This window comes from Polaromonas sp. P4_F6 (genome assembly GCF_056401275.1).
Genome location: NZ_JBFUJQ010000004.1, coordinates 242,987 through 265,532, shown reverse-complemented (window position 1 = coordinate 265,532; position 22,546 = coordinate 242,987). Strand labels below are relative to the sequence as shown.

At 64.7% G+C, this 22,546-nt stretch carries 25 protein-coding genes; 9 read left to right on the top strand and 16 right to left on the bottom strand.

Annotation, left to right across the window (positions count from 1 at the left end; genetic code table 11):
* The first annotated feature begins 69 nt into the window (after nucleotides 1-69).
* The 6 genes from AC1DUN_RS12995 to AC1DUN_RS12970 all read left to right on the top strand — a co-directional run bounded on the left by AC1DUN_RS12995 (nucleotide 70) and on the right by AC1DUN_RS12970 (nucleotide 2,148).
* Entirely contained in the window at nucleotides 70-234 is a 165-nt protein-coding gene (locus tag AC1DUN_RS12995; RefSeq protein WP_007867921.1) for a DUF1328 domain-containing protein, read from the top strand.
* 106 nt (nucleotides 235-340) lie between these two features.
* Nucleotides 341-727 carry a hypothetical protein gene (locus AC1DUN_RS12990; RefSeq protein ID WP_074577975.1) on the top strand — a complete coding sequence of 129 codons (387 nt, stop codon included), beginning with the start codon at nucleotides 341-343 and terminating at the stop codon, nucleotides 725-727.
* Between the two features lie 47 nt (nucleotides 728-774).
* Nucleotides 775-1,140, top strand: coding sequence for a hypothetical protein (locus AC1DUN_RS12985; protein ID WP_477714299.1), 366 nt, complete (start codon nucleotides 775-777; stop codon nucleotides 1,138-1,140).
* A gap of 22 nt (nucleotides 1,141-1,162) precedes the next feature.
* Nucleotides 1,163-1,618 (top strand): hypothetical protein, encoded by a 456-nt coding sequence (locus tag AC1DUN_RS12980; RefSeq protein WP_477714298.1) that lies wholly within the window; start codon nucleotides 1,163-1,165, stop codon nucleotides 1,616-1,618.
* Nucleotides 1,615-1,740 (top strand): hypothetical protein, encoded by a 126-nt coding sequence (locus tag AC1DUN_RS12975; RefSeq protein ID WP_477714297.1) that lies wholly within the window; start codon nucleotides 1,615-1,617, stop codon nucleotides 1,738-1,740. The genes AC1DUN_RS12980 and AC1DUN_RS12975 overlap by 4 nt, the downstream gene beginning before the upstream one ends.
* A gap of 93 nt (nucleotides 1,741-1,833) precedes the next feature.
* On the top strand, nucleotides 1,834-2,148 hold the full coding sequence (locus AC1DUN_RS12970) for a BON domain-containing protein (RefSeq protein ID WP_477714296.1): 315 nt from the start codon (nucleotides 1,834-1,836) through the stop codon (nucleotides 2,146-2,148).
* 99 nt (nucleotides 2,149-2,247) lie between these two features.
* On the opposite strand, the gene AC1DUN_RS12965 is transcribed toward AC1DUN_RS12970, so the two are convergent.
* The 16 genes from AC1DUN_RS12965 to AC1DUN_RS12890 form a co-directional block, all read right to left on the bottom strand.
* Nucleotides 2,248-2,754 carry a BON domain-containing protein gene (locus AC1DUN_RS12965; RefSeq protein ID WP_477714295.1) on the bottom strand — a complete coding sequence of 169 codons (507 nt, stop codon included), beginning with the start codon at nucleotides 2,752-2,754 and terminating at the stop codon, nucleotides 2,248-2,250.
* A gap of 156 nt (nucleotides 2,755-2,910) precedes the next feature.
* Entirely contained in the window at nucleotides 2,911-3,432 is a 522-nt protein-coding gene (locus AC1DUN_RS12960; protein ID WP_477714294.1) for a thermonuclease family protein, read from the bottom strand.
* Nucleotides 3,433-3,520: 88 nt separating this feature from the next.
* On the bottom strand, nucleotides 3,521-4,345 hold the full coding sequence (locus tag AC1DUN_RS12955) for a DUF429 domain-containing protein (protein WP_477714293.1): 825 nt from the start codon (nucleotides 4,343-4,345) through the stop codon (nucleotides 3,521-3,523).
* A gap of 30 nt (nucleotides 4,346-4,375) precedes the next feature.
* On the bottom strand, nucleotides 4,376-4,798 hold the full coding sequence (locus AC1DUN_RS12950; protein ID WP_436157645.1) for a BLUF domain-containing protein: 423 nt from the start codon (nucleotides 4,796-4,798) through the stop codon (nucleotides 4,376-4,378).
* 2 nt (nucleotides 4,799-4,800) lie between these two features.
* A complete protein-coding gene (folE, locus tag AC1DUN_RS12945) occupies nucleotides 4,801-5,523 on the bottom strand; it encodes a GTP cyclohydrolase I (RefSeq protein ID WP_036838408.1) in 723 nt (240 codons plus the stop codon).
* A gap of 134 nt (nucleotides 5,524-5,657) precedes the next feature.
* Nucleotides 5,658-6,878: a cardiolipin synthase ClsB gene (gene clsB / locus AC1DUN_RS12940; RefSeq protein ID WP_477714292.1), complete on the bottom strand. Its 1,221-nt coding sequence runs from the start codon at nucleotides 6,876-6,878 to the stop codon at nucleotides 5,658-5,660.
* Between the two features lie 145 nt (nucleotides 6,879-7,023).
* Nucleotides 7,024-7,470 carry a dihydroneopterin triphosphate diphosphatase gene (gene nudB / locus AC1DUN_RS12935; protein WP_477714291.1) on the bottom strand — a complete coding sequence of 149 codons (447 nt, stop codon included), beginning with the start codon at nucleotides 7,468-7,470 and terminating at the stop codon, nucleotides 7,024-7,026.
* 36 nt (nucleotides 7,471-7,506) lie between these two features.
* Complete coding sequence (aspS, locus tag AC1DUN_RS12930) at nucleotides 7,507-9,306, bottom strand: aspartate--tRNA ligase (protein ID WP_477714290.1); 1,800 nt, start codon at nucleotides 9,304-9,306, stop codon at nucleotides 7,507-7,509.
* A 44-nt stretch (nucleotides 9,307-9,350) separates the two neighbouring features.
* Nucleotides 9,351-9,992, bottom strand: coding sequence for a DUF502 domain-containing protein (locus AC1DUN_RS12925; protein ID WP_477714289.1), 642 nt, complete (start codon nucleotides 9,990-9,992; stop codon nucleotides 9,351-9,353).
* Entirely contained in the window at nucleotides 9,992-10,354 is a 363-nt protein-coding gene (locus tag AC1DUN_RS12920; protein ID WP_477714288.1) for an FmdB family zinc ribbon protein, read from the bottom strand. Before AC1DUN_RS12920 ends, AC1DUN_RS12925 begins: the two co-directional genes overlap by 1 nt.
* Before the next feature lie 114 nt (nucleotides 10,355-10,468).
* Entirely contained in the window at nucleotides 10,469-12,022 is a 1,554-nt protein-coding gene (gene ubiB, locus AC1DUN_RS12915) for a ubiquinone biosynthesis regulatory protein kinase UbiB (RefSeq protein WP_477714287.1), read from the bottom strand.
* Entirely contained in the window at nucleotides 12,019-12,636 is a 618-nt protein-coding gene (locus tag AC1DUN_RS12910) for a hypothetical protein (protein ID WP_477714286.1), read from the bottom strand. Before AC1DUN_RS12910 ends, ubiB begins: the two co-directional genes overlap by 4 nt.
* Before the next feature lie 136 nt (nucleotides 12,637-12,772).
* Nucleotides 12,773-13,777, bottom strand: a complete 1,005-nt coding sequence (locus AC1DUN_RS12905) for a Tim44 domain-containing protein (RefSeq protein ID WP_477714285.1) — start codon at nucleotides 13,775-13,777, stop codon at nucleotides 12,773-12,775.
* Between the two features lie 28 nt (nucleotides 13,778-13,805).
* Complete coding sequence (gene ubiE / locus AC1DUN_RS12900) at nucleotides 13,806-14,537, bottom strand: bifunctional demethylmenaquinone methyltransferase/2-methoxy-6-polyprenyl-1,4-benzoquinol methylase UbiE (protein WP_007867977.1); 732 nt, start codon at nucleotides 14,535-14,537, stop codon at nucleotides 13,806-13,808.
* Nucleotides 14,538-14,703: 166 nt separating this feature from the next.
* Complete coding sequence (locus tag AC1DUN_RS12895) at nucleotides 14,704-15,117, bottom strand: gamma-butyrobetaine hydroxylase family protein (RefSeq protein WP_477714284.1); 414 nt, start codon at nucleotides 15,115-15,117, stop codon at nucleotides 14,704-14,706.
* Between the two features lie 79 nt (nucleotides 15,118-15,196).
* The gene (locus AC1DUN_RS12890) at nucleotides 15,197-19,096 is read right to left on the bottom strand and encodes a DUF3683 domain-containing protein (RefSeq protein ID WP_477714283.1); all 3,900 of its coding nucleotides are present in this window, start codon (nucleotides 19,094-19,096) and stop codon (nucleotides 15,197-15,199) included.
* A gap of 220 nt (nucleotides 19,097-19,316) precedes the next feature.
* Here AC1DUN_RS12890 and ugpB point away from each other — a divergent pair, with 220 nt between their 5' ends.
* The 3 genes from ugpB (at nucleotide 19,317) to ugpE (ending at nucleotide 22,527) form a co-directional block, all read left to right on the top strand.
* The gene (ugpB, locus tag AC1DUN_RS12885) at nucleotides 19,317-20,630 is read left to right on the top strand and encodes a sn-glycerol-3-phosphate ABC transporter substrate-binding protein UgpB (RefSeq protein WP_477714282.1); all 1,314 of its coding nucleotides are present in this window, start codon (nucleotides 19,317-19,319) and stop codon (nucleotides 20,628-20,630) included.
* Nucleotides 20,631-20,763: 133 nt separating this feature from the next.
* Nucleotides 20,764-21,645, top strand: coding sequence for a sn-glycerol-3-phosphate ABC transporter permease UgpA (ugpA, locus tag AC1DUN_RS12880; protein ID WP_477714281.1), 882 nt, complete (start codon nucleotides 20,764-20,766; stop codon nucleotides 21,643-21,645).
* Nucleotides 21,646-21,675: 30 nt separating this feature from the next.
* The gene (gene ugpE / locus AC1DUN_RS12875) at nucleotides 21,676-22,527 is read left to right on the top strand and encodes a sn-glycerol-3-phosphate ABC transporter permease UgpE (protein WP_413327516.1); all 852 of its coding nucleotides are present in this window, start codon (nucleotides 21,676-21,678) and stop codon (nucleotides 22,525-22,527) included.
* Nucleotides 22,528-22,546: the final 19 nt, after the last annotated feature.

Genomic DNA, 22,546 nt, shown 5'->3' with positions numbered 1-22,546 from the left:
TCTCTAAGCTTGGCTCAAGGCCGCTTCAACCGAAGCAAGGGCCATCCACCCCGGAGCAAGGAGCCTCAGATGTTGCACTATTCCGTCGTTTTTCTCGTCATCGCGCTGATCGCCGCCGTGTTCGGTTTCGGTGGCATCGCGGCCGGCGCCGTCGAGATCGCCAAGATCCTGTTCTTCATTTTTGCCGTGATGGCCGTCGTGAGTTTTGTCATCAGCCTGTTGCGCAAGAACTGACGGTCCCGCGTTTCGCCTCCCCCGCATGAGCCGCGTCACCCGGTGACACGGCTTTTGTTTTCCCTTCTTCTTTTTAATGCTTCCCCTCAAACCACCAAGGACCGCCATGAATTCCCAGACCGCCGCCAATACCGCCCGCCAAGCCTCCGATGAGCTGCTGCAGACCGCCGAGAAAGCCGTGGGCAGCACCCGCAGCTATGCCAACGAAGCCCTCGACAAAGCAGAAAGCAAGGTGCGCGACCTGCGAGGCAGCGTCGACCCTGTGGTCGACATGCTGGCCTCCAAGGCCCAGCACCTGGCACGCCAGAGCCTGGACATCGCCGCCGAAGCCAAGGACCGCGCACAGCGCTCGCTGTCCAACGCCGCGGGCGCAACCTCGCGCTATGTCGCCGACCAGCCCCTGCGCTCGGTGCTGATCGCCGCCGCGGTAGGCGCGGGCGTCGCGCTGCTGATTTCCTCGGCACGCCACCACCGCCAGCAGAACCGCTACTGAGAGCTACCGAGCCACACCGCGACACAGGCCAATACAAGCACCCCGCCATGCTCCATCCCCTTTTCTCCACCATCGTGCAGCGGCCCGACCTGGTCGTGGACCACTTGTCGGCCTATGCGGCGCTGTTCCAGGAAGAAGCTTCCGAGGCCGGCTCCGAATTGCTGGCGCGTGTCGTGGCCTGGGCGGTGGCCGTCGTGGCGGCCGCCGTCTTCCTGGGCCTGGCGGGCACGGCCGTGATGCTGGGGATGCTGCATAACCAGTTTCACTGGGCGCTGGTGGTGGTGCCGGGTATTGCGCTGGCCATCCTGGCCATTGCCATGCTGCGGGCGCGCAAGCCTCTTTCCTCGGAGCGCTTTCCCGAACTGAAGGCGCAGATCGACAGTGACGCCCATGCCTTGCGCATGGCCGCCTGAACAGCGCCACCCAGACCACACCATGACCGCCCTCTCCCAACTCACCCAGCCCACGCCGCAGGAAAGGCTGGCCAGCAGCCGCAAGGCCATCGTCAGGCATATGAACCGCGACAAGCTGTCCCACGATGAGCAGGAACAGTCTGCGCAGCACGGTGAGGAAGGCCCACCATATGCCAGTGGCGGCAGCTGGGGCTTCATCAAACACGCGCTGGGCGCCTGGTGGCAGCACCACCCCGTGAGCGCCGCGCTCAACCTGGCGCGGCCCGTGCTCGGCCAGTACGCCAGGGAAAAACCGCTGCAGCTGCTGGGCATCGCCGCCGTGGCGGGCGCCGCGGCCGTGGCCTTCAAGCCCTGGCGGCTGGTGTCCCTGGGCAGCGTGCTGCTGGCCACGCTCAAGTCGTCGGAGGTCTCGGGCGCCCTGCTGTCCCTGCTTTCCCGCCCGGCGCAAGACAACGAACAGGCACAAAGAACACCATGAAGCCCCTCGCCATTTCCAGACACCCCACGGCAACGGCCCGCGCCGAAGCTGAGCCGCGCGAGCCCGGCCTGGAAGCGGCGCGCACGAGCCCGCACGAACTCAGGGACTGGCTGGAGACATAACCCTTACCGCAGGCCTGTGGGCGTGGTGCCGTCCACAGACAGGCTTTTTCAACCCTGCACCAAAACCATGACATCAACACAAGAGGAAACCATATGAAATACGCTCGCGCACTTGCATTCGCCGCCCTGGCAGGCATCACCATCATTGGCAGCGGCTGCGCTGTCGGGCGTGGCCAGGAAACTGCCGGCGCCTACGTCGACGACGCCGCCATCACGACGTCCGTGAAGGCGAAATTCGTCGAGGACAAGACCGTGGCGGCCTCCTCCATCAAGGTGGAAACGCTCAACGGCACCGTCCAGCTGTCCGGCTTCGCCAAATCCGCCGCGGAAAAGGCCCAGGCTGAAAACATCGCCCGCAACGTGAAGAACGTCAAGGCCGTTCGCAACGACATCGTCGTTCGCCCGTAAACGGTTGGGCCCTATGCCACCGCAAGGGTGGCTGCAAAAGGCAGGCATGGGATTTCCCATGGCCTGCCTTTTTCACGTCCAGGCTCGCGGCCTCTGACTCTAGCCGGCTGCTTTGACCTCGAGTTTGTTGTCCACCGATTTGACGCCCTTGACCGCCTTGGCCAGGTCGGCGGCCTTGTCGCGGGCGGCCGACGTGGGCGCGGAGCCCTTGAGGGTCACGGCGCCGTCGCGGGTGTCCACATTGATCTTGAGCACGCTCAGGTCCGGGTCCTTCGCGAAGCCCGCAGTGACGGTGGTGGTGATGGTGAGGTCGTCGATTTTTTCACCGGCCTTGGCGGCCATGTCCTTGCCGGAAGACTCGGCGCTCTGGGTCGCGTTTTTCACCGCGGCGCCCACACTGGCCATCTCGCTCTCGGCCTTGGCTTTGGCCCGGGCGGCGGCGTCTTCGGTTTTCGCAATGGCCGAGTCGAGTTGCTGGCCGGCGGTTTTTCCCTCGTCCTGCTTGTTGCAGGCCGACAGGGCCAGCGCCAGGGATGCCGCGACCAGGACGGCCAGCGGCCGCGGGGCATGGCCCGCTTGCGAGGGATTCAAAAGGGTGGGAATCATGGTGGCTCCTTATCGGGATGTGAGGGGCTCGGCCTGAGCAGCCGGGCGCAAGAAAGTGGCGAAGCGGCGTTCGCGCACATTCACTCTAGCCAGATGGCCCGTTGCCGCACATCGGTACCGGCTGAAACAGCCGTAGGACAAGGGGCAGCTCCGGTGTTAGCGGCAGCTGCCGTGCCGCTTGCGGAATTGCGCGGGGTACACCGGCGGTGCGGCATACGATGGCGCGAAGATTCCCAGCCCCGCGGCCCTGGCCTGCCGCTGCTGCGCGGCATAGGGGCCGGCGTTGCCCCGGTTGCGGTAAGACCAGGCCAGGCCCTGCGCCACCATCCAGCGGCCCGTGTCTTCGCCTTTGAAGCTGATCTTCGCCAGCAGGCGGCCATAGTCGTCATGCTGCCGCCCGTGCACAGCCACACGCTGGCCCAGCAGCTTGCGCATCAGCGCGTCGCGGGAGGCGGTGCCGCCGGCCTGGCAGATTTCCGGCGCGTCTATGCCGCTGATGCGAACGCTGACGGGCTTACCGCCGCCGGGCGGCCGCACCCTCACGGTGTCGCCGTCGACCACATAAGTCACCACGCCGGACCAGGCGCTTGGTGTGGACTTGGCTTGGGAAGATGCCTGCACGGGAAGCCACGCGCCCAGCAGCGCGGCCAGCACGAGTACGCGGAAAAGGAAAGACATGGCACTAAGGGGCGCGTGATGCGCGGAAAAAAGGCCCCTGAATATACTGGACAAACAGACAGGCCGGCCCTGCTCCTTCGTGCGGATGTCAGGCCGTGACAATCCAGCCTTCCAGCGGGTCCATCTCCAGCGGCAAACCGTAGCGCGGCGCGCCCTGCCGCTGCGCCCAGGCCGCCTGCATCAGGCACAGCACGGCATCCAGGCTGTCGCCGCTGGCGTCATCGGCCAGCGTGTCGCGCTGGGCATGGCTGACTTTCAGGCGCAGCCCCAGCCGGGTTTGCCCGTTTTCCAGCGCGGTGATCAGGTCCTTGCGCGCAATCAGCCGTTCCGGCGTCTGTTTGGCCTTGTCGTCGCTTTTGTAAGAGCGGCCGCCTAGCACTTCGCGCGCGAGCAGGCCGGGGTAGCCCTCGAGCGCGACGCGGCGAATGTCGCCGTCGTGCAGGCCGGGCAGGTGCACGCCGGCCGCCAGCAGCCGCGGCACACCCGCATGCAGCATATAGGCCACCGGCGGGTTGACCCATTTCATCGAGGGGCTGGAGCCGGCCGGTCCATCGGCGGCGCGGTGGGCAAATTTCCGGCCGGCGGGGCGGGCGTCGCAGAAGGCGGCAAAAGCGCTGCGGATATCGGGCCGGCTCAGGGCCGCGTAGTGCAGCATCAGGTCCGGCCAATGGCCGGGCCAGCCGAGCTGCTCAACCAGTTCGCGCGGCAAGCCGAAGGGAAAATCAAAAGCGCCCAGCCAGGCGGGTTCGCGGCGCAGCCATTGCTCAAAGCCGTCCAGCGACTCGAGGCGCTCCAGGCCGGCGAGCAGCACGCGGCCGCCGGCCGCGGAGCCGGTGGCCATCACAATGGGTTTGCGGCGGCTGGGGCTGCTGGAAAAATCGCAGCCCAGGAGCAATCCGGTCACCGGCGCCATGCAGGCTCCCTCACGCCGACGCCGCCAGGCTCAAACGCGCCCGCAGATGGAGGCGGTGGCCATCAGGTCTTCGAGCAGCGCGTAGGACACCTTGCCGGAGACGGAATAGGGATCGAGCTCGGCCTTCTCGGAATACTTCAGCAGGATGGAATGGTTGAGCTTGGAGAGGTTGACCTGCCCCATGGTCCAGCCGCCGAAGCGCCGCTCGGAGATCTCCTCGAAGTGCAGCAGCACCACGTCCTTGTGGCGGGCGTCGTGCTGGATATGGCCGAACAGGTCGCTGACCGCCATGCGCCCGCCCTCGATGGCCTGCAGAAAGATGCCGCCGCCGTAGCAGAGGATGCCGGTGATGCCGGTGGCCGGATTGTGCTGGCGCGACTGCGACAGGATGCCCTCGATGGCCTCGGGGCTGGTGTCGACCGCGCGGCTTGCGTAAAGTAAACGTACGAGCATGCTTAGCCTTTTTGCGGAATCAGTGCGAGGAATTCGCGGCGCAGGGTCGAGTCCTTCAGGAACACGCCGCGCATCACCGAGTTGATCATCTTGCTGTCCATGTCTTTCACGCCGCGCCAGGCCATGCAGTAGTGGCTGGCTTCCATCACGATGGCCAAGCCGTCGGGCTGGGTTTTTTCCATGATGAGGTCGGCCAGCTGCACCACGGCCTCTTCCTGGATTTGCGGGCGTCCCATGACCCATTCGGCCAGGCGCGCGTATTTGGACAGGCCGATCACATTGGTGTGCTCATTGGGCAGCACGCCTATCCAGATCTTGCCGATGACCGGGCAGAAGTGGTGGGAGCAGGCGCTGCGCACCGTGATGGGCCCGACGATCATGAGCTCGTTGAGGTGTTCGGCGTTGGGGAACTCGGTGATGGTGGGTGAGGCCACGTAGCGGCCCTTGAAGACCTCGTTGAGGTACATCTTGGCCACGCGGCGCGCGGTGTTGTTGGTGTTGTGGTCGCCGGCGGTGTCTATCACCAGGCTGTCGAGCACGCCTTGCATCTTGCCCTCGACTTCGTCCAGCAGTTTTTCGAGCTCTCCGGGCTGGATGAACTGGGCGATGTTGTCATTGGCGTGAAAGCGCTTGCGCGCCAGGGCCAGCCGTTCGCGGATCTTGACGGAAACGGGCGTACCCTCGCCGGTCGCGTCCTGGGGGGGCGTGTCGGATTTCATAAGCATGCCAGATATTACCAGCCCGCCCCGGCGCCGTCTTGTCCGGAATTTGACAGGGTCTTTGGCCTTTTACCCTTTCCGCACGGGCGCAAGCAGCTATTAATTTAATAGCGATCTGATCAAGTTGGGGCTTCAGGGCCTCAATAGCGCTGGCCCGCCACCAGCAGCGCCAGCCGCACCAGGGCATAAGCCCCCCAGCCCCGCAGGCGCTGGCCCAGGGGGCGGTGGCTGTGGGCGGCCGGGTCCATACGCCGCCCGTGCTTGACCATGGCATCGCGCAGAATGCCCGCCAGGCCTTCGGCAAAGGCCTTGTCCTCGACCACCACATTGGCTTCACGGGCCAGCAACAGGCTCAAGGGGTCCAGGTTGGACGAGCCCACGGTGGCCCAGTGCCCGTCCACCACGGCCACCTTGGCGTGCAGAAAGCCGGCCTCGTATTCATGGATCTCCACACCCGCCGCCAGCAGGACGCCGTAGACGGGCCGGGCCGCGTGGTACTGCATGAAGTACTCGTAGCGGCCCTGCAGTAGCAAGGTGACGCGCACGCCGCGCCGCGCGGCCCCTATCAGGGCGCGCCGCAGCTTGCGCCCCGGCAGAAAGTAGGCATTGGCGATGATGATCTCTCGGTGCGCCTTGCCTATGGCCTTGCGGTAGGCGCGCTCTATGCTGCTGCGGTTGCGCAGGTTGTCGCGCAGCACCAGCGCCGCCCTGGGGCCGGCGCCGCTGCCCGCGGCGGGCAGCGTGGCGCCGGTGCGCCCGCCGTAACCCGCCGCCTTGAACTTCTCCCAGGCCGCGTTCATGTGCCGTTGCCGCGCGCTGTAGCCTGCCTGCACGCGCCACCACAGCAGCGCCATGGCATCGGCGGCTTCCAGCGCCAGCGGCCCGGTGGCGGCCACGGCGAAATCAAGGCGAGCCGCCTGGAGCTCGCCGTGGTTGGGGTCGTAAAAATCGTCGAGCACATTGATGCCGCCGCAAAACACCGTGTGCTGGTCGACGACACACAGCTTGCGGTGCAGGCGGCGCCAGCGCTCCGGCACCAGCAGGCCCAGGCCGCTCAGGCCCGTGCCCAGGGGAGAGTAGACGCACCAGTCGACTTTGGCCTGCGCGAATTTTTCGCGCCATTCGGCCGGCAGCGGGCTGGTGCCTATGCCGTCCACCAGCACCTGCACCGTCACGCCGCGGCCGGCGGCGCGCACCAGCGCTTCGGCCACCTGCGCCCCGGCGCCGTGGAAATCGAAAATATAGGACTCCAGCTGGACCCAGCTATGCGCCGCGTCCAGCGCCTGGACCAAGGCGGGGAAAAAGTCCCGCCCGCCCTGGAGCAGTTGCAGCTCGCCGGTCTTGTGGAGGGGATACAGCATGGGCGGTGGCGTTCGTCCCTGTGCGAATGGAGAGATGGGCGTGGGGTCCGTCCCATTTAAACCGAGCGGCCGGTGTTTGCCAATCCTGTGAAACGCCAACTCACAAAGTGTTGCGCCTGCGCGCGGCCCTCGCGGCCCTCACGGCTCAGGCCATGAATTGCGGCAGCAGCAGCACCGCCTCGGCATTCGAGGGCGAAAAGCACAGGTCGGCCGCCGCGTGGTGCGGCAGCCATTGCCAGGCGGTGTGCTCCCGGGGGTTGAGCTTCACCTCGCGGGCCTCGGGCAGGCACAGGCTGAAAACGTGCTCGGTATTGCGGGTCACGCCGGGCGCGTAACGATGGCGCCAGACCGGGTAGATCTCGTAGACGTTGGCGAGGCCCCAGTCGCGAAATTGCGCCGGCGCGGCAGCGATGCCCGTCTCCTCAAGCACCTCGCGCATGGCGGTCTCCAGCAAGGGTTCGTCCACCCCGTCCTTGGACCCCGTCACGCTCTGCCAGAAGCCGGGATTGTCGGCGCGCTCTATCAGCAGCACCTCGCGCTGCGGCGTGTGGATGACGACCAGCACCGACTCGGGGATCTTGAACGGCTTCAAGGCATCCCCTTTCGCGCTGGCCGTGCGGCGCGCCGTTTAGACCGGGTTGCGCAGGCGGATGTGCAGCTCGCGCAACTGCTTTTCGTCCACCGGGCTGGGCGCATGCGTGAGCAAGTCCTGCGCGCGCTGGGTTTTCGGGAAGGCGATCACGTCGCGGATCGACTCGGCACCGGTCATCATGGTGACGATGCGGTCCAGGCCAAAGGCCAGGCCGCCGTGCGGCGGCGCGCCGTACTGCAGCGCGTCCAGCAGGAAGCCGAACTTCTGCTGGGCTTCTTCAGGACCGATCTTCAGCGCGCTGAACACCTTGCTCTGCACCTCGGCGCGGTGGATACGCACCGAGCCGCCGCCCAGTTCCCAGCCGTTGAGCACCATGTCGTAGGCCTTGGCGATGCAGCGGCCCGGGTCGGTGTCCATCCAGTCCTCATGGCCGTCCTTGGGCGCGGTGAAGGGATGGTGCACGGCGCTCCAGCGCTGGCCGTCCTCGTCGAATTCGAACATCGGAAAGTCCACCACCCACAGCGGCTTCCAGCCCTTGGTGAACAGGCCGGTCTTTTTGCCGAAGTCGCTGTGGCCGACCTTCAGGCGCAGCGCGCCTATGCTGTCGTTGACGATCTTGGCCTTGTCGGCGCCGAAGAAAATGATGTCGCCGTTCTGCGCGCCCGTGCGCTTGAGGATTTCGGCAATGGCGGCATCGTGGATGTTCTTGACGATGGGGCTTTGCAGGCCCTCGCGGCCCTTGGCGGCGTCGTTGACCTTGATCCAGGCCAGGCCCTTGGCGCCGTAGATCTTGACGAACTCGGTGTAGCCGTCGATCTCGCCGCGGCTCATTTCAGAGCCGCCGGGCACGCGCAGGGCCACCACGCGGCCGCCCGCCGTCGTGGCCGGCGCGCTGAAGACCTTGAAGTCCACGTCGGCCATGACGTCGGTCAGCTCGGTGAATTCGAGGTTCACGCGCAGGTCGGGCTTGTCGGAGCCGAAGCGGTGCATGGCGTCGGCATAGGCCATGACGGGGAACTCGCCCAGGTCGGTGTCCAGCACGGTCTTGAAGATGCTGCTGATCATGCCCTGGAACAGGTCGCGGATGTCCTGCTCGCCCATGAAGGAGGTTTCAATATCGATCTGCGTAAATTCGGGCTGGCGGTCGGCGCGCAGGTCTTCGTCGCGAAAGCACTTGGTGATCTGGTAGTAGCGGTCGAAGCCGGACACCATGAGCAGCTGCTTGAACAGCTGCGGGCTTTGCGGCAGCGCGAAGAACATGCCTTCGTTGACGCGGCTGGGCACCAGGTAGTCGCGCGCGCCTTCGGGCGTGCTCTTGGTCAGCATCGGCGTTTCAATGTCGATGAAGCCGTTGGCGTCGAGGAACTTGCGCGTTTCCATGGCCACGCGGTAGCGCAGCATCAGGTTGTTCTGCATGTAGGGGCGGCGCAGGTCCAGCACGCGGTGCGTGAGGCGCGTCGTCTCCGACAGGTTGTCGTCGTCGAGCTGGAAGGGCGGCGTCACGCTGGGGTTCAGCACGATCAGCTCGTGGCACAGCACCTCGATCTTTCCGCTCTTGAGGTTGTCGTTGGTGGTGCCGTCGGGGCGGGCCCGCACCACGCCCTTGACTTGAACACAGAACTCGTTGCGCACGCCTTCGGCGGTCTTGAACATGTCGGCGCGGTCCGGATCACAGACCACCTGCACATAACCTTCGCGGTCGCGCAGGTCGATGAAGATGACGCCGCCGTGGTCGCGCCGGCGGTTGACCCAGCCGCACAGGCTCACGGTCTGGCCCATGAGGCTCTCGGTCACCAGACCGCAATAGTGGGAACGCATTTGGGAAACGATGGCCATAAAAATACTCGAACTTTCAGCGCTTTTGGGGCAGTTGTCGCCGTTTAAAGGGGAGGGGTCAGGGGCAGGGTCGCGGGCAGCGGCACGGGCTTTGCGGGCACCACGACACCCATGGAAATCACGTAGGTCAGGGCTTCATCGACGCTCATCTTGAGTTCGATGCAGTCGCTTTTTTTCAGCATCACGAAATAGCCGCCGGTGGGGTTGGGCGTGGTCGGGACGTAAACGCTCAGGTAGTCGCCCTGCAGGTGGTTGACCACGTCCCCGCCGGGCGTGCCGGTGAGAAAACCTATGGTCCAGACGCCTTCACGCGGCCACTGCACCAGCAGGGCCTTGCGAAAGGCGTTGCCGTTTTCCGAGAACACCGTGTCGGAGACCTGCTTCACGCTCGAATAGATGGAGCGGACAATGGGGATGCGGCTCAGGAAGGAATTGCCCCAGCGCACCAGCTTCTTGCCGAAAAAATTGCTGGCGAAGGCGCCCATCAGCAGCACGATCAGCAGCATGAGCAGCACACCGAAGCCGGGGATGTGAAAACCCAGCAGCTTGTCGGGGTGCCAGGCGCCCGGCAGGATCAGCAGCGTCTGGTCCAGCGTGCCGACGATCCAGTCGAGCACCCACAGCGTGATCGCCAGGGGCACCAGCACCAGCAGTCCGGCCAGAAGCCATCGGCGAATGGAAGCCATCACGAGGAAGACTTGGAAGAAGCATCGCCGGCCGAAGCCTTGGCGGGTGCGGCTGCTGCGGGGGCTGGAGCGGCCGGTGTGCTTGCCGGCGCGGCGGCCGTGGAATCGGCCGGCTTGCTGTCCGCGCCCTTGCCGGCTTCGCCGCCCTCAGTCTTGGGGGCGGCCACGCCCGTGCTGTTGCCGCCGCGAAAATCCGTCACATACCAGCCCGAGCCCTTGAGCTGGAAACCCGCGGCCGTGACCTGCTTTTTGAACGCGGGCGCGCCGCAGTTCGGGCACACGGTGAGCGGCGCATCGGAGATTTTTTGCAGAACGTCCTTGGCATGCCCGCAGGACTCGCATTTATAGGCGTAGATTGGCATAGTGCTTAAGGCTTTGAGGGGGTATTCCCAGGAATTCCCGGGGAATTTGCCCGGGCAAGGTAGCCCGGGTGCAAAGCCTTCAATTATAGGCCGTTGAGGCCCTTCCCGGCGGCTTTAGAAGAGCCGCACGCGCAGGATGAGCTGCATGGCGATCAGCCCCAAAACAAAGCCCAGGCCGCCGTAAATCAGGCTTTGCAAGAGCTTGTTGGTGTGTTTTTGTTCCTGCAGCAATTCTTCAAGCTCGCGCCGGCTGATGCCGGGGGGAGATTTCAGGTACTGGGACAGGAGGCGCGGCAGGCCCGGCAGCAGCTTGGCATAGGCCGGCGCCTCGGCCTTGAGCTGCGCCAGCAGTTTTTCGGGGCCCACCTGCTCCAGCATCCATTTCTCGAGAAAGGGCTTGGCGGTGCTCCAGAGGTCCAGGTCGGGGTCCAGTTCGCGCCCCAGGCCTTCGATGTTGAGCAGGGTTTTTTGCAGCAGCACCAGCTGGGGCTGGATTTCGACGTGAAAGCGCCGCGATGTCTGGAACAGCCGCATCAGCACCAGCCCCAGCGAGATTTCCCGCAGCGGCCGGTCGAAATAGGGTTCGCAGCAGGCGCGTATGGCGGCCTCCAGCTCGTCGACCCGGGTTTCGGGGGGCACCCAGCCGGATTCGAGGTGCAGCTCGGCCACCCGCTTGTAGTCGCGCTGGAAGAAGGCGCTGAAGTTCTGCGCCAGGTATTCCTTGTCGACCTCGGTCAGCGTGCCCACGATGCCGAAGTCCAGCGAGATGTAACGGCCGAAAGTTCCCGGTGCCAGGCTCACCTGGATATTGCCCGGGTGCATGTCGGCATGGAAAAAGCCGTCACGGAACACCTGGGTAAAGAAAATGGTGACGCCGTCGCGCGCCAGTTTTTTCATGTCCACGCCGGCATCCAGCAGGCGCTGCACCTGGCTGATGGGAACGCCCTTCATACGCTCCATCACCATCACGTCGGGCATGCAGAAGTCCCAGACCATCTCGGGGATCATGACCAGGTCGAGGTCCTGCATGTTGCGGCGCAGCTGGGCCGCGTTGGCAGCCTCGCGCAGCAGGTCCAACTCGTCATGCAGGTATTTGTCGAACTCGGCGACCACCTCGCGCGGTTTGAGGCGCTTGCCGTCGGCCGAGGCGCCCTCCACCCAGCCGGCCATCATGTGCATCAGCGCCAGGTCTTTCTCGATGGCGGGCAGCATATTGGGCCTGAGCACCTTGACGGCCACCTCGCGCCCGTTCGGCAGGGTGGCGAAATGCACCTGGGCGATGGAGGCGCTGGCGACCGGCGTGTGCTCAAAGCTCGCAAAAATGCGGTCCAGCGGCCGGCCGAAGGCTTTTTCGATGATGGCGACGGCCACGGCGGAGTCAAACGGCGGCACCCTGTCCTGCAGGCGGGCCAGCTCGTCGGCGATGTCGGGCGGCAGCAGGTCGCGGCGGGTGGACATCACCTGGCCGAACTTGACGAAGATGGGGCCCAGGCTTTCGAGGGCTTCGCGCAGGCGCTCGCCGCGCGGCGCCTTCAGGTTGCGCCCGACGGAAACGATGCGCGTCAGCAGGCGCACGCCCGGACGCTGGAAACTGGAGAGCACCAGCTCATCCAGCCCGAACCGCAGCACGGTCCAGACGATGAAGACGCCCCGGAAAAGCCGGGTCATGCAGAAGCCTTCGCGGTCGGGGCGCCCTCACCCGCCGCGGGGCTTGCGGGCGCCGCCTGTGTGGCAACCCCGGACGAGGTGGGCGCCGGAGCCAGCGGTGTCCTGGCGAGGAACTGCTTGAGTCCTTCAAACAGCCGGCGCCCGGCGTCGGCCACCGCGTGGGCGGGTGCGTCGCCGATCAGGCGCGACAGGTCTTCCTCGGCATCCCAGCGCAGGTTTTCGGCCAGCCAGCCCAGCTCGGCGGCCAGTTGCACGTCGCCTTCGATCTTGACCGGCGGCGGCTTGCCGGCCAGGACGGATTGCACGACAGTGAGCGGCGACTCGATGGCGACGGCCAGGGTGAGGTCCGGCGTGGCGCCGGGCGTGGCGCCGGGCGTGGCCCGGTCGACCAGGCCCGCGGGTGTGACCACCAGGTCAATCGAGAACAAGCCCCAGCGCAGGTGCACCACACGCCCCTTTTGCCGCAACAAGCGGTCCTGGGCCTGCTTTTCCTGCATCAGGACATGGTTCAGGAACAGCACCAGCCGCTGCTGCCCCTCATCGACCACCCAGTCGGGAGGCTGAAAACGGGTGGCGATGGATTCCAGAAATGAAAAAGGGGACGATGTATTCATACGTCCCCGATTCTGACATGGCCCCCACGGTCGCGCACTTCGTGTGGCCTGCTGCCTCTCCCTGCCCCTTTCACCACAAAAGGGGCCGCTGCGCCTGCGGCCCCTGCTTGAATGGGGAGCCGCGCCTTCCAACCGATTACTGGAGAGCTTGGACTCCAGCCACTAGCCAGCCGCTGCCGCCGTTGCGGGGTTTGGTCATATTCCAGACCTCGCGGAAGGGGCTGGCGCCGGCAGAGGCGTCTTCGCGGATCATGCCGGAGAACTCCACGCTGGCCATGTAGACGTCGCTGAGTTCCTCGATGCCCAGCAGTTGGGCGTCCAGCATCACGACCTCGGTCTTGTTGACCTGGCCGCCGGTGTGCGATTCGCGGTCGGCGAGCTGGGTCTTGATCTGCTCGAGCATGTCGTCGGTCATCATGGCGCGCAGGCTCTGGATGTCGGAGCGGTCCCAGGCATCCTGCAGCGTCACGAAGTTGGCCTTGCTGGCCTTGAGGAAGCCTTCGGCGTCAAAACCGGCCGGGACACCCCAGGACTGCGAGCCCAGCAGGGCCGAGCCGATCATGGAGCCGCCCGCAGCGGGCGCGGCCGCGTCGTATTTGTTGGCGTCGAAAGCCATGCTGCTGCGCTCCCAGGGGCGCGCGGAGGCATCGTTGCCGACGTTTTCGGGGCTGTAGTTCTTGGGGGTGGTGGCATTGCCCGCACCCTGGAAGGCGAAAGGCGCCTGACCGGAGGCCGCGCCGGGCGCACTGGCCGCCCCGCCCTTGAGCCTGCGCATGACAAAGCCGATCACCAGCATGACCACCAGCGCCAGCAGGGCAAACAGCATGATCTGGCCGAAGGCACCACCCAGGCCCAGCGACGAAGCCAGCCAGGCCAGGCCCAGGCCGGCGGCCAGGCCGCCCAGCATCGCGCCCCAGGGGCGCTTGGGCGCCTGCGCGGGCGCCGCGGCGGGCGTTGCCGGCTTGGCGGCGGAATTGGTGGCGGAGCCGGCGCCCGCGGGCGCCGCCTCGCGTTGCGTGACATTGGACGACTGCTTGCCGAAGGACTTGCCGCCACCCAGGCGCTTGGCCTCGGCCGACGTGCCTGCCAGGGCCATGGCCGTGACCAGCACGGTGGAAAGAATTGCGGACCAGATCTTCATATCGTCTCCTTAATCACACTTCAACACTTCAGCACTTGATTCCAACATGCAATGCCACTACGCCGCCCGTCATGTTGTGATAGTCCACATGGCCGAAACCACCTTTACGCATCAGGGCTTTAAGTTCTTCCTGGCCCGGATGCATGCGAATGGACTCGGCGAGGTACTGGTAGCTTGAGTCGTCATTGGCCACCAGCTTGCCCAGCCGGGGCAGGACCTTGAAGGAATACCAGTCGTAGATTTTTTCCAGCGGCCTGGCCACTTTGGAGAATTCGAGCACCAGCAACTTGCCGCCGGGCTTGAGCACGCGGTTCATCTCGCGCAGCGCGTCTTCCTTGTGCGTCATGTTGCGCAGGCCGAAGGCCACGGTCACCACGTCGAAACTCGCGTCGGGGAAAGGCAGGTGCTCGGCGTCGCAAACCAGCGTCGGCAGGTTCACGCCTGCGTCCAGCAGCCGGTTGCGGCCCTCGCGCAGCATGGCCTCGTTGATGTCGGTGTGCACCACACGCCCGGTACTGCCCACCTTGGGAGCAAAGGCCAACGCCAGGTCGCCCGTGCCGCCGGCGATGTCCAGCACCTGGTAGCCCTCCTTGACGTTGGCCACCAGCACGGTGTAGGCCTTCCAGGCGCGATGCAGGCCCATGGACATCAGGTCGTTCATCACGTCGTATTTGGGCGCCACGGAATCAAAAACGCCGCGCACCCGGCGCGCCTTGTCCTGCTCGTCAACGGATTCGAAACCGAAATGGGTACTGCTCATAGGTCAATGCTAGAGGGCAAAGCGGGCAATGGCCGCGACAACCCTGGGCTGACGCGGGACATTGCGGGCTTATTGCAGGCTTTTATGCTGGAAAAACAACAGTGCCGTGATGCGGGCTTTGACCACCCGGCGCGGCGCGGCAAAGGGCCTCGCGCGGCTCGCGCCATCAATGGCTGGCGCAGCCCTGCCCGCCGGCCTGGGGCATGGGCGCATCGCGGTCCACACCGGCGGCTTGCAGGCGACGCTGGTAGTCGTCCCAGAGACGGTTTTGCTCGGCACCCAGGTGGTAGAGGTAGTCCCAGGAAAAAATCCCGCTCTCATGGCCGTCCGAAAACACCGGCTTGACCGCGTAGTTGCCTATGGGCTCGAGTTCGACCACCGTCACCTCGCGCTTGCCGGTCTGCAGGATCTCCTGGCCCGGGCCGTGGCCCTGCACCTCGGCGGACGGCGAGTAGATGCGCATGAGTTCAAACGGAATCCGGAACTCGGCGCCGTCGGAAAACGCGATTTCAAGCACGCGCGACTGGCTGTGAACCGTCAGCGCCGTGGGCGTCGGGGAGCCGGGTTGAAGGCCTGCCATGGGAATCGCTTTCTGAAAGGAAAAGGCCGGACAGGCCGGCCATCATGGTTTTGGCAATATCTCTGTTGACACCCGGAGCCTAAACCAGCACGCGTTCGATGCCGCCGTGGTTGGCCGCCTCCACATAGGCCGGCAGCCATTCCTTGCCCAGGATCTGGTTGGCCATTTCGACGACGATGTAGTCCGCCTCGAGCAGGCCGTTCTGCAGGTCGTCGCCGTAGCGCGAGAGCCCTTGCAGGCAGCTCGGGCAGCTGGTGAGTATCTTCACATTGGCGGTTTCAGCCACCGCGCCGGAGGCCCGCAGGGCGGCTTCGCCCTTGCGCAATTCCTCTTCCTTGCGAAAGCGGATCTGCGTGGAGATGTCGGGGCGGGTGACGCCCAAGGTGCCCGACTCACCGCAGCAGCGCTCGTTCTTGAGCACGTTGTCGCCCATCAGCGCCTTGACGGTTTTCATGGGCTCCTGCAGCTTCATGGGGCTGTGGCAGGGGTCGTGGTAAAGGTAGCCCGCACCAGGCTGGCCGGTGCGCAGGGTGATGCCTTTTTCGAGCAGGTACTCGTGGATGTCGATGATGCGGCAGCCCGGGAAGATTTTCTCGAACTCATAGCCCTGCAGCTGGTCATAGCACGTGCCGCAGCTGACCACCACGGTCTTGATGTCCAGGTAGTTCAGCGTGTTGGCCACGCGGTGGAACAGCACCCGGTTGTCGGTGATGATTTTTTCGGCCTTGTCGAACTGGCCGCTGCCGCGCTGCGGGTAGCCGCAGCACAGATAACCCGGCGGCAGCACGGTCTGCACGCCCGCGTGCCAGAGCATGGCCTGCGTCGCCAGGCCCACCTGGCTGAACAGCCGCTCGGAGCCGCAACCGGGGAAATAGAACACGGCTTCGGTTTCGGAGGTGGTGCTTTTCGGGTTGCGGATGATGGGGACGTAGTCCTTGTCCTCGATGTCCAGCAGCGCGCGCGCGGTCTTCTTGGGCAGGCCGCCCGGCATCTTCTTGTTGATGAAGTGGATCACCTGCTCTTTCACGGGCGCCTTGCCGACCGTGGCYGGCGGCAGCGCCGTCTGCTTGCGTGCCAGCCGGCGCAGCAGGTCGTTGGCCAGGCGCTGGGCCTTGAAGCCCACGTCCACCATGGCGCCGCGCATGAACTTGATGGTCTGCGGGTTGGTCGCGTTCAGGAAGAACATGGCGGCGGCATTGCCGGGCCGGAAGGACTTCTGCCCCATCTTGCGCAGCAGGTTGCGCATGTTCATCGACACTTCGCCGAAGTCGATGTCCACCGGGCAAGGGGTCAGGCATTTGTGGCAGACCGTGCAGTGGTCGGCCACGTCCTCGAACTCTTCCCAGTGCTTGATGCTCACGCCGCGCCGGGTCTGCTCTTCATACAGGAAGGCCTCCACCAGCAGCGAGGTCGCCAGGATCTTGTTGCGCGGGCTGTACAGCAGGTTGGCGCGCGGCACATGGGTGGCGCACACGGGCTTGCATTTGCCGCAGCGCAGGCAGTCCTTCACGCTGTCGGCGATGGCGCCTATGTCGGACTGCTGCATGATCAGCGACTCGTGCCCCATCAGGCCGAAGCTGGGTGTGTAGGCGTTGGTCAGGTCGGCCTGGAGCGCTTGCCCTTCGTTGCCGAGGTGCCCTTGGTCCCGTAGCAGCTTGCCTTTGTTGAAGCGCCCTTGCGGGTCGACCTTCTGCTTGTATTCGGTGAAGGGCCGCAGTTCCTCATCGGTCAGGAACTCGAGCTTGGTGATGCCTATGCCGTGCTCGCCGGAAATCACGCCGTCCAGCGAGCGGGCCAGCACCATGATGCGCGCCACGGCTTCGTGCGCGGTCTGCAGCATCTCGTAGTCGTCGCTGTTGACGGGCAGGTTGGTGTGCACATTGCCGTCGCCGGCATGCATGTGCAGCGCCGCCCAGACGCGGCCCTTGAGCACGCGCTTGTGGATGGCCGTGCATTCTTCCAGGATGGGCAGGAACGCGCCGCCCGAAAAAATCGCCTGCAGCGGAGCGCGGATCTGGGTTTTCCAGCTGGCGCGCAACGAATGATCCTGCAGCTGCGGGAACAAGGTGGCCACGCCCTCCAGCCAGCCGGACCAGAGCGTGCGCACCTCGGCCACCAGCGCCAGCGCCTGGGCGACGCGGTCTTCGAGCAGTTCGGCCGACGGAATGTCGTTGGCGTCGTCCGATTTGCCCAGGGGCAGGCTGCCCTGGAGGAAAAAGGCCTCGAGCTCGTCGCACAGCTTGATCTTGTTGCGCAGGCTCAGCTCGATGTTGATCTGCTCGATGCCGTCGGTGTACTCGGCCATGCGCGGCAGCGGAATGACGACGTCCTCGTTGATCTTGAAGGCGTTGGTGTGCTTGGAGATCGCCGCCGTGCGCTTGCGGTCCAGCCAGAACTTCTTGCGCGCTTCGGCGCTGATGGCGATAAAACCTTCGCCGCTGCGCGAGTTGGCGATGCGCACGATCTCACTGGTGGCGCGGGCCACCACGTCGGCGTCGTCGCCGGCGATGTCGCCGATCAGCACCATCTTGGGCAGGCCGCCGCGCTTGGACTTGGTGGCGTAGCCGACGGCGCGCAGGTAGCGGTCGTCCAGGTGCTCCAGGCCGGCCAGGATGGCGCCGCCGCGCTTTTGCTCGGCGAACATGAAGTCCTTGATCTCGACGATGCTGGGCACCGCGTCTTTGGCGTTGCCGAAGAATTCCATGCAGACGGTGCGCGTGTGCGCCGGCATGCGGTGCACGATCCAGCGCGCGCTGGTGATCAGGCCGTCACAGCCCTCCTTCTGGATGCCCGGCAGGCCGCTGAGGAACTTGTCGGTGACGTCCTTGCCCAGGCCTTCCTTGCGAAAGGACTTGCCGGGAATGTCCAGCCGTTCGCGGCGCAGCGGCGTCTTGCCGTCGGCCTCGAAATACTGCAGCTCGAAGCTGGCCATGTCGGCGTCGTGGATCTTGCCCAGGTTGTGGCCCACGCGCGTGACCTCCAGCCAGGTCGCTTCGGGCGTGACCATGCGCCAGGAGGCCAGGTTGTCCAGGGCGGTACCCCAGAGCACGGCTTTTTTGCCGCCCGCGTTCATCGCGATGTTGCCGCCTATGCAGGAGGCTTCTGCCGAGGTCGGGTCGACCGCGAACACAAAGCCGCCGCGCTCGGCCGCGTCGGCCACACGCTGGGTGACCACACCGGCTTCCGTCCAGATGGTCGCGACCGGTTTGTCGACGCCGGGCAGCGAGAGCATTTCGACCTCGGTCATGGCCTCGAGCTTTTCGGTGTTGATGACGGCCGACTTCCAGGTCAGCGGGATCGCCCCGCCGGTGTAGCCGGTGCCGCCGCCGCGCGGGACTATGGTCAGGCCCAGCTCGATGCAGGCCTTGACCAGCCCGGCCATTTCCGCTTCGGTGTCGGGCGTGAGGACCACAAAGGGGTATTCGACGCGCCAGTCGGTCGCGTCGGTGACGTGCGAGACCCGCGAGAGGCCGTCGAACTTGATGTTGTCGTGGCGGGTCAGCTTGCGCAGCTTGCGTTCAGCCAGCCGGCGCAAGTCGTAGATCTCGCTGAAGGAGGTGTAAAAACGGGTGACCGCCGCGCGGGCGGCGTCCAGCAGCTCGCCCACGATGGCGTCGCGCTGCGAGTCGGCATCCGGCGTACGGCGCTTTTCCACCTCGGTCAGCCGGTGCTGCAAGGCGTCGACCAGCAGCTTGCGCCGCTTGGGGTTGTCCAGCAGGTCATCCTGCAAATAGGGGTTGCGCTGCACCACCCAGATGTCGCCCAGCACTTCATACAGCATGCGCGCGGAACGGCCGGTGCGGCGCTCGTCGCGAAGCCGGTTCAGCAGGTCCCAGGCGCGTTCGCCGAGCAGGCGTATCACCACCTCGCGGTCGGAAAACGAGGTGTAGTTATAGGGAATTTCGCGAATGCGGGCTTCGCCGGCCTTTGCGTCGCCGGCAAAGACATGGAGTTCTTGGAGTGTGGTAGTGGCGTTCATCGTGAAAAGCCAGCGGCTTCAGACCCGTGTCCAGCGCTGTTGCCCTATATTACCGCAGCGCACCATTTGGGGCTCCGCCCGCACCGGTCCTAAGTCGTCTTATGGAAATCCCGCTTGTCGGGCGTCTCCCAAATCGCTTAAATCCACGTGTCATAAACAGTTTCTAGACTGTCTCGTTTAACTTGGCGCGCCTGTTCGCGCCCAAATCCCAGGAGTTTTAATGAAAAACCGTCTTTCCGCCTTTGCTTTTGCGGCCCTAGGCCTTTGCATGCCTTTGGCCAGCCAGGCGCAAGTCGAAATCCAGTGGTGGCACTCCATGGTGGCGGTCAACGGCGAATGGGTCAATGACCTGGCCAAGCAGTTCAACGAAAGCCAGAAGGAATACAAGGTGGTGCCCACCTTCAAGGGAAGCTACGACGAATCCATGACCGCCGCCATCGCGGCCTTCCGCGCCGGCAACGCGCCCCATATCCTGCAGGTGTTCGAAGTCGGCACCGCCACCATGCAGGCCAGCAAGGGCGCCATCGTCCCGGTCGGCAAGATCATGCAGGACGCGGGAGAAAAATTCGACCCGAAAGCCTACATCCCCGCCGTCGCCGGCTACTACACCGCGCCTAACGGCCAGATGTTGAGCTTCCCCTTCAACAGCTCCACCACCATCTTCTATTTCAATAAAGACGCGTTCAAGGCTGCCGGCCTGCCGACCGACAAGGCGCCAGTCACCTGGCCTGAAGTCGTCAACGCCGCCGCAAAATTGAAGGCATCCGGCCATAAGTGCCCCTTCACGACGGCCTGGCAGAACTGGACGCAGGTGGAAAGTTTCTCGGCCTGGCACAACGTCGAATTCGCCACCAAGGCCAACGGCCTGCAAGGCATGGATGCGCGCCTGAAAGTGGATTCGCCGCTGCACGTGCGCCACATCGAAAACCTGGCCAACATGGCCAAGCAGGGCCTCTTCGTCTACAAGGGCCGCGGCAATGTGCCGGAAGCCAGCTTTGTGTCGGGCGAGTGCGCCATGATCAACACCTCGTCGGGCTTTTACGGCAACGTGGCCAAGAATGCCAAGTTCGCCTACGGCCTGGCCCCGCTGCCTTATTACCAGGATGTTCCCGGCGCACCGCAGAACACAGTGATCGGCGGCGCCAGCCTCTGGGTCATGTCGGGCAAAAAGCCAGCCGAATACAAAGGCGTCGCCAAGTTCTTCAGCTTCATTTCAACCCCTGAAGTGCAGTCGGCCAGCCACAAGCGCACCGGTTACCTGCCCGTGACGATGGCTTCGTACGACCTGACCGAAAAATCCGGCTTCTACAAACAGAATCCGGGCACCGACGTCGCGGTCACGCAGATGATTCGCAAGGTCACCGACAAGAGCCGCGGCATCCGCCTGGGCAACTATGTCCAGATACGCGCGATCGAGGACGAAGAACTCGAACAGGTCTGGAGCGGCAAGAAGACGGCCAAGGATGCGCTGGATTCCATCGTCAAACGCGGTAACGAGCAGCTCGAGCGCTTCCAGAAAGCAAACAAGAACTGATCACGCAAGAGACAGAGCGGAGCCCGCCCGGCGGGCTACACTCGGCCCGCCTGACCCCCTCCCCCTGACAAGGGAAGGCCAGGCGGGTTTTATTGTTTAAGCGCTCCCGAGTTTCTGCCCACTGGAAAGCCCTATGGAAAAACGCGTTGTCTTTCGATCCAGCTGGCTGCCCTGGCTGCTGCTGCTGCCGCAAATGGCGGTCATCCTGGTGTTCTTCTTCTGGCCCGCGGCGCAGGCCCTGCTGCAGTCGCTGCAGCAGCAGGATGCCTTCGGCACCTCCATCGAATTCGTCGGCCTGGCCAACTTCCGGCAGCTGCTGGAAGACCCGAGTTATGTGGAGTCCTTCAAGACGACCGCGTTTTTCTCGGTGATGGTGGCCGGCATAGGCATCAGCCTGTCGCTGATGCTGGCGGTTTTCGCCGACCGCATCACGCGTGGCGGCATGTTCTACAAGACCATGCTGGTGCTGCCCTACGCGGTGGCGCCCGCCGTGGCCGCCGTGCTGTGGGTGTTCATGTTCTCGCCCTCGCTGGGCGTGGTGGCCTATGCCCTGGGCAAGATAGGCATCAACTGGAACCACCTGCTGGACTCGGGCCACGCCATGACGCTGATCGTGATGGCCTCGGTCTGGAAGCAGATTTCCTACAACTTCCTGTTCTTCCTGGCGGGCCTGCAGTCGATCCCGAAGTCGCTGATCGAGGCCGCCGCGATCGACGGCGCCCGGCCCTGGCGCCGTTTCTGGACCATCCAGTTCCCGCTGCTGTCGCCCACCACCTTCTTCCTGCTGGTCATCAACGTGGTTTACGCCTTCTTCGACACCTTCGCCATCGTCGACGCCGCCACCCAGGGCGGCCCGGGCAAGGACACGGCCATCCTGGTCTACAAGGTGTACTACGACGGTTTCAAGGCCCTGGACCTGGGCGGCTCGGCCGCGCAGTCGGTGGTGCTGATGGTGATCGTGGTGGCCCTGACGGTCATCCAGTTCCGCTACGTCGAGAAGAAAGTTCAATACTGATGAAAACGAAAAATACGACGGGAGCCCACCATGGTTGAAAAACGCGGCACCCATGGCATCCTGGCCCATGTGGTGGTGATGCTGGGCGTCTTTATCGTCGCCTTCCCGCTCTACCTGGCCTTCGTGGCCTCCACCCACACAGCGCAGGAAATCGTGCAGGCGCCCATGCCGCTGCTGCCGGGCACCAATATGCTCGACAGCTACAAGGCCGCGCTGTTCGGGCGCGAGTCCGCCACCGGCTCCAACGCGCCGGTGGCGCACATGATGTGGGTCAGCCTGGTCACGGCGCTGGTGATCGCCATCGGCAAGATCGCCATCTCGCTGCTGTCGGCCTTTGCCATCGTGTACTTCCGCTTCCCTTTCAAGAAGACCTGCTTCTGGGCCATCTTCGTGACGCTGATGCTGCCGGTGGAGGTGCGCATACTGCCCACCTACAAGGTGCTGTCGGACCTGAACATGCTCAACACCTACGCGGGCCTCACCGTGCCGCTGATCGCCTCGGCGACGGCGACTTTCCTGTTCCGCCAGTTCTTCCTGACGGTGCCCGAAGAGCTGACCGAGGCCTCGCGCATGGACGGCGCCAGCCCCATGCGCTTTTTCTTCGACGTGCTGCTGCCGCTGTCCAAGACCTCGATCGCGGCGCTGTTTGTCATCCAGTTCATCTACGGCTGGAACCAGTACCTCTGGCCGCTGCTGGCCACGACCAGTGAAGACATGTACCCGGTGGTCGTGGGCATCAAACGCATGATCGCCGGCGGCGACGGCCAGAACGAGTGGAATGTGGTCATGGCGACCGCCATCCTGGCCATGCTGCCGCCCGCCCTGGTGGTGGTGCTGATGCAGAAATGGTTCGTCAAGGGCCTGGTCGACACCGAGAAATAAAAGAAACCAACAAGACAAG